Here is a 9,773-nt window from a genome sequence, read left to right on the forward strand (position 1 = left end):
TGGCCGCCGCCGTGCCGCCGGCGACCGCGCCGACCCCCGCTGCCGCGGGGATGCCGACCTTGGCCGCCTTGCGGCCGGTGCGGTAGTCGCGCAGACGCCAGTCCATCTCACGGGCGTGACGGCGGAGCTTGGCGTCGGGGTTGATGGCGTAGGGGTGGCCGACCAGGGACAGCATGGGGATGTCGTTGTGGGAGTCGCTGTAGGCGGCGCAGCGGGAGAGGTCCAGGCCCTCCGCGGCGGCCAGGGCGCGCACCGCCTCCGCCTTCGCGGGCCCGTGCAGCGGCTCGCCGACCAGACGGCCGGTGTAGACGCCGTCGATGGACTCCGCGACCGTGCCCAGCGCACCGGTCAGGCCCAGACGGCGGGCGATGACCTGCGCGATCTCCACCGGTGCGGCCGTGACCAGCCACACCTTCTGGCCGGCGTCCAGGTGGGCCTGGGCGAGCGCGCGGGTGCCGGGCCAGATCCGCTCGGCCATGTACTCGTCGTAGATCTCCTCGCCGATCGCCTTCAGCTCGGAGACCCGGTGGCCCTGCACGATCGACAGCGCCGAGTCGCGCGCGTCCTGCATGTGGTCGGGGTCCTCCACCCCGGCCAGCCGGAACCACGCCTGCTGCCAGGCGAACTTGATGAGGTCGCGGGTGTCGAAGAACTTCCGCTTGTACAGGCCCCGGCCGAAGTGGAACAGCGCGGCGCCCTGCATCACGGTGTTGTCCAGGTCGAAGAACGCGGCGGCCCGGTCGTCCCCGCGCACCGGGAACTCCGCCTCCTTGTCGGGGGGCTGCGGAGCCTGTGCCTCCTGGGAGGACTTGCGGGCTGCCTCCGCCGAGGCCTCGCCGGCCAGCACGCTGCGTGCCGTGGCGGGACGCCTGCGGGGGGTGAGCCATCCTAGAGCGGCCATGGCGCCGAGCATAGCCAGTCCGATCGGCGGTTCCGGAGCCGTGACGCCGCACGGGCGTGAACTCTGGGTGACGAAGCCGTCGAAGAACTCGTACGGACGGCGTGTCGTCACCCGGACGGGGCAGGCCGGTGCCGCGCGCGGTGTGCCGGTGCCGGTGGGGTTCCGCGGACGCGCGGCGGGGTGAGAATGGCCGACATGAGCCCCATCTTCCGCCGCAAGTCCTCCGAGCCTCGAGCCCGGCTCGTCACCCTGGTCCGCAAGCCGGGCTGTCATCTGTGCGACGACGCGCAGGCCGTCGTGGAGAAGGTGTGCGCCGACCTCGGCGTTCCCTGGGAGCAGAAGGACATCACCGAGGACCGGGAGCTGTACGACCGGTACTGGGAGCAGATTCCCGTCGTGCTCGTCGACGGGGAGCAGCACACCTTCTGGCGAGTGAACGAGGAACGGCTGCGCAAGGCGCTCACCGGGTAGTCGGGCCACCGGGACACTGGATGCCCAAAGCAACAAGAAGTTGCTTAGGATCGACGGCGTCTTGGTCTCGGGGGCGGCGATCACGAAGGAGAGTGTGCGGTTTTGCCCCCAGGAATTAAGGAACAGCGGTACGCATATGCCGGTTCCCCATGCCTGCGCCGGGGGTGCGTGACCCCGGTCACGTTGGCCGGACAAATCGGACACCATCTTTGTGCACACGTTCACAAAGACATAGCCTGCTGTCGACGGGGCGGTCGGGTGACGTGCGACCGCCCACAGCCTCGCTCTACCCGCAGGAGCACCGTGGCAACTGGCCGAACTCACCGACCGGCGAACCGTAGCCGAGGGATTCCCGAGGCCACCGTCGCCCGGCTTCCGCTGTATCTCCGAGCCCTGACCGCGCTGTCCGAGCGCTCGGTCCCCACGGTTTCCTCCGAGGAGCTCGCGGCGGCGGCGGGGGTCAACTCCGCCAAGCTGCGCAAGGACTTCTCGTACCTCGGTTCCTACGGGACCCGTGGAGTGGGGTACGACGTCGAGTATCTCGTCTACCAGATCTCCCGTGAACTCGGCCTGACCCAGGACTGGCCGGTTGTGATCGTCGGCATCGGAAACCTGGGCGCCGCCCTCGCCAACTACGGCGGGTTCGCCTCCCGCGGTTTCCGGGTCGCCGCGCTCATAGACGCCGACCCCGCCATGACCGGCAAGCCCGTCGCCGGCATCCCGGTGCAGCACTCCGACGAACTGGAGCGGGTCGTCCGGGAGAACGGCGTCTCGATCGGCGTGATCTCGACCCCCGCGGGCGCCGCCCAGCAGGTCTGCGACCGGCTCGTGGCCGCCGGCGTCACCTCCATCCTGAACTTCGCGCCCACCGTGCTGAACGTCCCGGAGGGCGTCGACGTGCGCAAGGTCGACCTCTCCATCGAGCTGCAGATCCTCGCCTTCCACGAGCAGCGCAAGGCCGGCGGGGAGGCCGTCGGCGGGGGCGTCCTTCCCCAGACCACCGTGGGCCGCGACGAGTCCACCGACCAGGGGCCCGACGGGGACATGCCCGCGGTGATGCCGGCATGAGTCTTCTCGTCGTCGGACTGAGCCACCGCAGTGCTCCGGTCAGCGTCCTGGAGCGTGCCTCGCTGAGCGCGGACGACCAGGTCAAGCTGGCGCAGGACACCGTGGCCGCCGAGCCGGCCACCGAGGCCGCCGTGCTGGCCACCTGCAACCGCATCGAGCTGTACGCCGACGTGGACAAGTTCCACGCCGGTGTCGCCGAGCTGTCCACGCTGCTCGCCCAGCACAGCGGGGTCGGCCTGGAGGAGCTCACCCCCTATCTCTACGTGCACTACGAGGACCGGGCCGTCCACCACCTGTTCTCGGTGGCCTGCGGCCTGGACTCGATGGTCGTCGGCGAGGGGCAGATCCTCGGCCAGATCAAGGACGCCCTGGCCCGCGCCCAGGAGCTGCACACCGCCGGACGGCTGCTGAACGACCTGTTCCAGCAGGCCCTGCGGGTGGGCAAGCGCGCCCACTCCGAGACCGGCATCGACCGCGCCGGGCAGTCCCTGGTCACCTTCGGCCTGGAGCAGCTGTCCCGGAGCAAGGACGTGCCGGCCTGGGCGCGCGGCAGGAAGGCCCTGGTCATCGGCGCCGGTTCGATGTCGTCGCTGGCCGCCGCCACGCTCGCGCGGGCCGGTGTCGCCGAGGTGGTGATCGCCAACCGCACGCAGGAGCGCGCCGAGCGTCTGGCGCAGATCCTCACCGAGGGCGGTGACACGGACGTGCGGGCCCGCGCGGTACCGATGGACGCCGTACCGGCCGAACTGACACGTGCAGATGTCGTCGTCTCCTGCACCGGCGCGACCGGACTCGTCCTGACGGCCGAGACGATCGCCGCCGCGGTCGAGGGCCGCACCGGCGCCCCCGCGGCCGTCGTCGAGGACGACGCCCAGCGCTCCGACGGCGGCCGTACGGCGGTGAGGACGGACGTCCGCGAGACCCCGCTGGACCCGGCCGCGGCCGAACCGGGCTTCTCCCTGATGGGCGAGTCCGCCGTCGCCGGCATGGACGCGGCCACCCTGGAGCAGCACGGCGCCTGGGTGGACAACGGCACCGTCGACCGCCGTGAGGCCGCCCGGACCGGAGCCGACCCCGAGGCCGACGCCGAGCTGATCGCGGCGCTCGCCGCGACCGCGGCCACCGCCGGCCGCGTCCCCGAGCACCGCAGGTCCGAGCCGGTCGCCGCCGCGCGGCCCGAGCCGGTCCTCTTCGTCCTCGACCTCGCCATGCCGCGCGACGTCGACGCGGCCGTGCACCGCCTGGCCGGGGTGCGTCTGGTGGACATCGAGTCGCTGGCGGAGGTCTCCGCCGACGCCCCGATGGCCGCCGACGTCGACCAGGTCCGCCGTATCGTCTCCGACGAGGTCGCGGCCTTCGGCGCGGCCCAGCGGGCGGCGCACATCACGCCCACCGTGGTCGCCCTGCGCGCCATGGCCGCCGACGTCGTCAGCAGCGAGATCGCCCGCCTGGAGGGGCGGCTGCCCGGCCTCGACGACAAGCAGCGGGCGGAGATCACCCAGACCGTACGGAGAGTTGTCGACAAGCTGCTGCACGCACCGACCGTCAGGGTCAAGCAGCTCGCGGCCGAGCCCGGCGGCGCCGGGTACGCCGACGCACTGCGCACCCTGTTCGACCTCGATCCGGAGACGGTGGCCTCCGTCTCCCGGGCCGACAACGACTCCGAGAAGCACCGCAAGAACCGAGGGCCAGCATGACTGAGAAGGCACTGAGGCTCGGGACCAGGCGCAGCAAGCTCGCCATGGCCCAGTCCAGGATGGTCGCGGACGCCGTGAGCCAGGTGACCGGACGGCCCGTCGAGCTCGTCCCGGTCACCACCTACGGCGACATCTCCCGCGAGCACCTGGCGCAGATCGGCGGCACGGGCGTGTTCGTGGCCGCCCTGCGCGAGGCGCTGCAGCGCGGTGAGGTGGACTTCGCGGTGCACTCGCTCAAGGACCTGCCCACCACGCAGCCCGAGGGCCTGGTCCTGGCCGCCATCCCGGAGCGCGAGGACCCGCGGGACGTGCTCGTCGCCCGGGACGCGCTGAAGTTCACCGATCTGCCCGAGGGGGCCCGCATCGGCACGGGTTCGCCGCGCCGCATGGCCCAGCTGAACGGGTACGCCCGTGCCCGCGGCCTCACCATCGAGACGGTCCCGATCCGGGGCAACGTCGACACCCGCATCGGCTTCGTCGAGAAGGGCGAACTCGACGCGGTCGTCCTGGCCGCCGCCGGACTGAACCGGGTCGGCCGCAGCGACGAGGTGACCGACGTCCTCCCGGTCGACGTCATGCTGCCCGCCCCCGGCCAGGGGGCCCTGGCGGTCGAGTGCACCGCGGACAACCCGGACCTCGCCGCCGCGCTCGCCGAGCTCGACGACCCGCACACGCGGGCCGCCGTGACGGCCGAGCGTTCACTGCTCGCCGCCCTGGAGGCCGGTTGCAGCGCCCCTGTCGGCGCATTGGCCGACCTTCCCCCACTCTCGGATCCGCTCGAGTGGGGGGACTCCCGGGGCGACGGGCAGACTGTCAAGGAAATGCGCCTGCGGGGTGTCGTCGGCAGGCCCGACGGCTCCGCGCTGGTGCAGCTGTCCACCACCGGTCCCGTGCCCCGGACGCAAGACGAGGCCATGGCTCTCGGCCGCGAACTCGCCGCCGAGATGCTCGCCCAGGGCGCGGCCGGTCTGATGGGGGAGCGAGCACTGTGAGCCCCACCGCCCTTTCCGCCGTCAGTCCTGAACACGGGCACGTCACCTTCCTGGGTGCCGGACCCGGGGATCCGGGACTCCTGACCCTGCGCGCCGTGGAGGCGCTGGCGAACGCGGACGTCCTGGCCGCCGAGCACGAGGTGCTCGAGGTCGTGCGCGCGCACGCCAAGCCGGGCGTCACCGTCGTGCCCACGGACCCGGACCCCTCGTCGAATCCGGTCCCGGGCACGGGCACACCCCAGCTCACGGTCGTCGACGGCACGTCGGCGACCGCCGGGGCCCCTGCGACGCGGGATGCCGCACATCTTGTCATGGAGGCCGCGCGGGGCGGCAAGCGGGTCGTGCGTGCGGTGCTCGGGGACCCGGGACTTGATACGTACACCACGGAGGAAATGCTCGCCTGCTCCGCCGCGGGCATTCCCTTCGAGGTCGTTCCCGGTGTCGCGACCTCCGTCGGCGTGCCCGCGTACGCCGGGGTGCCGCTGCGGGGCGCCAAGGGCGTGGACGTCCGCTTCGTGGACGCCCGTACCGCCTCGGAGCGCTGCTGGATGGAGGTGGGCGCCTCCGAGGGCACGGTCGTGGTGTCCGCGACGCTGGACACGATCGCCGCGACGGCCGGCGAGCTGGTCGCGGCCGGCCGCAAGCCGGACACCCCGCTGACGGTGACGGTCGCCGGTACGACCACCCGGCAGCGCACCTGGACGGCGACCCTCGGCACGATCGCGCAGACCCTGAAGCAGGCCAAGGTCCTGCCCTCCCCGGAGGGCCACCGGCCGGTGATAGCCGTCGTCGGCGAGCGCGCCGACGCGGCCCGGCGCGACCAGCTGTCGTGGTTCGAGTCCAAGCCGCTGTTCGGCTGGAAGGTCCTGGTGCCGCGCACCAAGGAGCAGGCGCCCGCGCTCTCGGAGCAGCTGCGCTCCTACGGTGCCGTGCCGCACGAGGTCCCGACGATCGCCGTCGAGCCGCCGCGTACGCCCCAGCAGATGGAGCGCGCGGTCAAGGGCCTGGTCACGGGCCGCTACGAGTGGATCGCGTTCACCTCGGTCAACGCGGTCAAGGCGGTCCGCGAGAAGTTCGAGGAGTACGGCCTCGACGCGCGTGCCTTCGCGGGCATCAAGGTCGCGGCGGTCGGCGAGCAGACGGCCAAGGCCCTGATCGACTTCGGTGTGCGGCCGGACCTGGTCCCCAGCGGCGAGCAGTCGGCGCGCGGGCTGGTGGAGGACTGGCCTCCGTACGACCCGGTCTTCGACCCGATCGACCGTGTCTTCCTGCCACGTGCGGACATCGCCACGGAGACGCTGGTCGCCGGTCTGGTCGAGCTCGGCTGGGAGGTCGACGACGTCACCGCCTACCGCACGGTGCGGGCCTCTCCTCCGCCGGCCGAGACCCGGGAGGCCATCAAGGGCGGCGGCTTCGACGCGGTGCTGTTCACCTCGTCGTCGACGGTGCGGAACCTGGTCGGCATCGCGGGCAAGCCGCACAACGTGACGGTGATCGCCTGCATCGGCCCGGCGACGGCCAAGACCGCCGAGGAACACGGTCTGCGCGTGGACGTGATGGCTCCCGAGCCCTCGGTCCACAAGCTGGCCGAGGCCCTGGCCGACTTCGGCGCCAAGCGCCGCCTGGCGGCCCTGGCGGCGGGCGACCCGGTCACCCGCCCGAGCGAACGCCGCCCGGGCGCCCGGAGGCGCCGCAGCACGTCGACGTGATGCCGTGAGGCAGTGAGCCGGGGGCGGAACGCGCCGCAGGGCGCGTTCCGCCCCCGCGCGTTTCCGGCCGGGGCGGTCGGGGCCCGTGCGGGCAACAAGTGGCGGATGTGGGCCACCAGAGGACCGGAATCCGCAGATGGCGGATCCGGACATGGCCCATATCCGCCACTTGCGGTCTCACGCCCCGAAATCCTTGCCAGACCAGCCTGTCCATGTCATCCTGCGAGGCTTTGCTCCGACAGCACCATCCAGGAATCCGAGGGGGACAGCGCATGGTGACGGCGACGGTGGGCGGTCCGGCGGAGGGGGACGACGAGCAGGTCGCGCGGCTTGCCGCCGGCTCGTCCAACTTCGGCCACCTGCTCAAGCACGAGCCTTTACTGGTGACGCTGGGCTGCTCCGCGGAGTCGTACGTCCACACCGATCCGCACGCGGCCATGGTGAAGGCCCGTCTGTTCGGCGAGATCATGGCCCGGCACCTGGTCACGCTGCTCGGCCTCACCGTCCCGGGGCCCCGGCAGGTCGACCGGATCAACGCGCTCACCAGGGCCGGTGCGCTCGTCCCCCAGGTGCGCGCCTGGTTCGAGGCGATCCGCACGACGGGCAACAAGGCGGTGCACGAGTACTACGCCAACGTCCGTGAGGCACTCCGGTCCGTGGAGATGTGCTTCCGCCTCGGTGACTGGCTGCACCGCGCCCTCGACCCGTCCGACACCACCCACAGGGTGTTCCTGCCGCCCGCGCCGCCCTCCGCCGCCCCCGCGCCCACGACCGTCGCCGACCGGCACGAGCTGGAGCAGCTGCGCGCCGAACTCGACGCCTACCGCCGCAAACTGGAGGAGGCCCGGCTCCGCTACGACGGCAAGCAGAGCCGTCTGGAGCGTGAGCGGGCCGCCCGCGAGCAGGCCGAGGCCGAACTGGCCCGCGCCGAGGCCGAACGGGCCGCCCTGCACGATCTGATCGCCGAGCTGAGCGACAAGATCACCGAGCTGACGGCTCAGGCCATGGCGTCCCGTACGGCCGCCCGCCCGCTGGACGGGGCCTCGCGGCGCGACGAGTTCATCGCCCGCGCGCAGAAGGCCGCCCGCCCGCCGATGAGCGAGGCCCAGGTCCGGGCCGAGCTGGACCGGATCCTGGAGAAGGCGGGCTGGGTCGTCCAGGACGAGAGCGCCAAGAACCTCTTCGCGGGCAGGGGCGTCGCCGTCCGGGAGGTCTCCACCGCCGTCGGCCGTGCCGACTACCTCCTCTATGTCGACCAGCGCCTGGTCGGTGTCATAGAGGCCAAGCGGGAGGGCGCCGACCTGGAGTCCGCCATGCAGCAGGCCGCCCGCTACGCCACCGGTCTCACCCGCAGCCAGCAGCTCAGCGCCTGGCGGGCCAGCCTGCCCTTCCGGTACGTCGCCGACGGCAACACCGTCCGCTTCCACAACGCGCTCGACCCGTCCCCGCGCACGCGCGAGGTCTTCGCCGTGCACCGGCCGGACACGATCGCCCGCTGGATCGAGGAGGCCGAGGCCGATCCCGCCGCGCCGACCCTGCGCGCCCGGATGCGCCGCCTGCCGCAGACCTTCCTCGACCCGAAGGACCTGCGCCCGGCCCAGGTGAGGGCGATCAAGGGCCTGGAGCGCTCCCTGGCCAAGGACGACCCGCGTGCCCTGATCCAGATGGCGACCGGCGCCGGCAAGACCTACACGGTGGTCAGCGAGAGCTACCGGCTGCTCAAGCACGCCGGCGCCAAGCGCATCCTGTTCCTCGTCGACCGCAACAACCTCGGCAGCCAGGCCGCCACCGAGTTCGAGAACTTCGACACCCCGGACGACGGCCGCAAGTTCACCGAACTGTACGTCGTGCAGCGCCTGGCCGGGGACACCGTCCTGGACTCCGCCCATGTGGTGGTGTCCACCGTGCAGCGGCTGTGGCTGGCGCTGACCGGCCGTGAGGTGCCGAGCGCCGACAGCGAGGACGAAGCCCTCGACCGCTACGACCTGGTCGACGGGCCGGTGGAGGTCGGCTACAACCCGAAGCTGCCGCCCGAGTCCTTCGACCTGATCGTCGTGGACGAGTGCCACCGCTCCATCTACGGCAAGTGGCGCGCGGTGCTGGAGTACTTCGACGCCCACCTGGTGGGGCTGACCGCCACACCGGTCAAGCAGACCTTCGGCTTCTTCTTCCAGAACCTGGTCAGCGAGTACCCCTACGAGCAGGCCGTCGCCGACGGCGTCAACGTCGACTTCGACGTGTTCCGCATCCGCACGGAGCTGGGGGAGAACGGCGGAACGATCCCGGCGGAGACGGTCGTCCCGATACGGGAGCGCAGGACCCGGCGCGAGCGGTACCAGGAGCTGGAGGAGGACCTGGAGTGGAAGGCGTCCCAGCTGGGACGNNGAGAGGGGGAGACCCGGCGGGCGCGGACGCACGTGCCCAAGACGCTGATCTTCGCGGTGGACGACCACCACGCCGACGAGATCGTCCAGATGGTGCGTCAGGTCTTCGGTGAGAGCGACGACTTCTGCCGCAAGATCACACATGCGGCGAAGCGGCCCGCCGAGCTGATCAAGGCGTTCCGCAACAGCCCCGAGCTGCGGATCGCGGTGACCGTCGACATGATCGCCACGGGCACGGACATCCCGCCGCTGGAGTGCGTGTTCTTCCTGCGGGACGTCAAGAGCTGGGCCTACTTCGAGCAGATGAAGGGGCGGGGCTCGCGGACGGTGGACCCGGCGGAGTTCCAGGCGGTCACGCCCGACGCCGAGGTGAAGGAACGGTTCGTGATCGTCGACGCGGTGGGGGTGACGGACTCGCCCCGCGTGGACGCGCGCCCGCTCAACCGGGTCTCCGAGCGGAAGATCCCGCTGGAGCGGCTGATGGCCAAGACGGCGGGCCTGGCGATGACCGAGGACGAGGTCGCCACACTGGCGGGCCGTCTGGCCCGCCT

At 72.0% G+C, this 9,773-nt stretch carries 7 protein-coding genes; 6 read left to right on the forward strand and 1 reads right to left on the reverse strand.

What is annotated here, in order from left to right:
• On the reverse strand, window positions 1-901 hold a 901-nt coding region (locus CCN35_RS04520), incomplete at its 3' end, for an HAD family hydrolase (RefSeq protein WP_086791600.1).
• Between the two features lie 186 nt (window positions 902-1,087).
• Here CCN35_RS04520 and CCN35_RS04525 point away from each other — a divergent pair.
• The 6 genes from CCN35_RS04525 to CCN35_RS04550 form a co-directional block, all read left to right on the forward strand.
• Entirely contained in the window at window positions 1,088-1,372 is a 285-nt protein-coding gene (locus CCN35_RS04525; RefSeq protein ID WP_086791591.1) for a glutaredoxin family protein, read from the forward strand.
• A 303-nt stretch (window positions 1,373-1,675) separates the two neighbouring features.
• Window positions 1,676-2,440: a redox-sensing transcriptional repressor Rex gene (locus CCN35_RS04530; RefSeq protein ID WP_067395096.1), complete on the forward strand. Its 765-nt coding sequence runs from the start codon at window positions 1,676-1,678 to the stop codon at window positions 2,438-2,440.
• The gene (locus tag CCN35_RS04535; RefSeq protein ID WP_086791594.1) at window positions 2,437-4,137 is read left to right on the forward strand and encodes a glutamyl-tRNA reductase; all 1,701 of its coding nucleotides are present in this window, start codon (window positions 2,437-2,439) and stop codon (window positions 4,135-4,137) included. The genes CCN35_RS04530 and CCN35_RS04535 overlap by 4 nt, the downstream gene beginning before the upstream one ends.
• Complete coding sequence (gene hemC, locus CCN35_RS04540; RefSeq protein WP_086791596.1) at window positions 4,134-5,129, forward strand: hydroxymethylbilane synthase; 996 nt, start codon at window positions 4,134-4,136, stop codon at window positions 5,127-5,129. The genes CCN35_RS04535 and hemC overlap by 4 nt, the downstream gene beginning before the upstream one ends.
• Window positions 5,126-6,838 (forward strand): bifunctional uroporphyrinogen-III C-methyltransferase/uroporphyrinogen-III synthase, encoded by a 1,713-nt coding sequence (locus tag CCN35_RS04545; RefSeq protein WP_067395104.1) that lies wholly within the window; start codon window positions 5,126-5,128, stop codon window positions 6,836-6,838. Before hemC ends, CCN35_RS04545 begins: the two co-directional genes overlap by 4 nt.
• 437 nt (window positions 6,839-7,275) lie before the next feature.
• Window positions 7,276-9,773, forward strand: a 2,498-nt coding sequence (locus tag CCN35_RS04550; RefSeq protein ID WP_425444277.1) for a DEAD/DEAH box helicase family protein, incomplete at its 3' end; no start/stop codon positions are given.

This window comes from Streptomyces thermovulgaris (assembly GCF_002155915.1).
Lineage (GTDB): Bacteria > Actinomycetota > Actinomycetes > Streptomycetales > Streptomycetaceae > Streptomyces > Streptomyces thermovulgaris.

Bases quoted from the DNA above. Each gene is read 5' to 3' on its own strand.
- CCN35_RS04525 (WP_086791591.1), top strand. From the start codon at position 1,088: ATGGCCGACATGAGCCCCATCTTCCGCCGCAAGTCCTCCGAGCCTCGA.
- CCN35_RS04535 (WP_086791594.1), top strand. From the start codon at position 2,437: ATGAGTCTTCTCGTCGTCGGACTGAGCCACCGCAGTGCTCCGGTCAGC.
- hemC (WP_086791596.1), top strand. From the start codon at position 4,134: ATGACTGAGAAGGCACTGAGGCTCGGGACCAGGCGCAGCAAGCTCGCC.